1 protein-coding gene and 1 pseudogene are annotated in these 664 nt (G+C 54.4%); both read right to left on the minus strand.

Annotated features, from left to right (window positions below; all coding sequences use genetic code 11):
- Positions 1–9: 9 nt before the first annotated feature.
- Positions 10–252 (minus strand): annotated as a pseudogene (locus tag AX760_RS05515) (IS1 family transposase); the annotation flags it as partial.
- A gap of 96 nt (positions 253–348) precedes the next feature.
- Positions 349–582: an RNA-binding protein gene (locus AX760_RS05520; RefSeq protein ID WP_071831988.1), complete on the minus strand. Its 234-nt coding sequence runs from the start codon at positions 580–582 to the stop codon at positions 349–351.
- Between the last annotated feature and the right edge of the window lie 82 nt (positions 583–664).

Genomic DNA, 664 nt, shown 5'->3' on the forward strand with positions numbered 1-664 from the left:
GGTAGTGCATCAGTCTGAAATCTTCTTTTTGTAAGTTTTCGGGCGACCCGGCCTCGGCGCGCGTTCGTCCATGATCGCGATAATCTCTTCCATATCCCAAACATGATCAGTTAGGTTGGCTTCCATTGCCGGTGTGACCCGAAGCGTTTTGTGAATGCGGCAGAAGTTGTAGAACACGGTGTAGAGCGCGACCATGTGCATGTGGTTCTCAAACTTCTTGCTGAACCCATTGGTCAGCCGGGTGAACCGGCGCGCACTGCTGCAGGCATTCCGAGTTCCGCCTATAATTGCATCTCAGGAGTAGATTGCCTGATAAAATTCCTGAACGCAAGTCATTTTATGCGGAAACTATGATTTTTCCCACCTTTTAGACGCCGCTTTCTTGGCAATCGCCGAACGTTCCTCCGGCGTCAACTTCGCCGCCCGCGCGGCCCCACCCTTCGCGCCAAGCGCAGCGGCAGCGGGATCTTTGCCGTCGTTGTCGAACTCTTCCTCAGCTTCGCCAGTGGCGATCTGCATGACGCGCACGGCGTTGCCGATCACGTCGGCGGGGCGCTTTTGCCCCTTTGGTCCTTTAGGCATGTGGTATCCTGCTATTGCTTTGCGCTAAGCATAACATGGGAACCGGGTCGTGTGATGTCAATTTTCAGACTGATGCACTACC

The sequence above is a fragment of the Pararhizobium antarcticum genome, from assembly GCF_001885585.1.
Taxonomy (GTDB): domain Bacteria; phylum Pseudomonadota; class Alphaproteobacteria; order Rhizobiales; family Rhizobiaceae; genus Pararhizobium; species Pararhizobium antarcticum.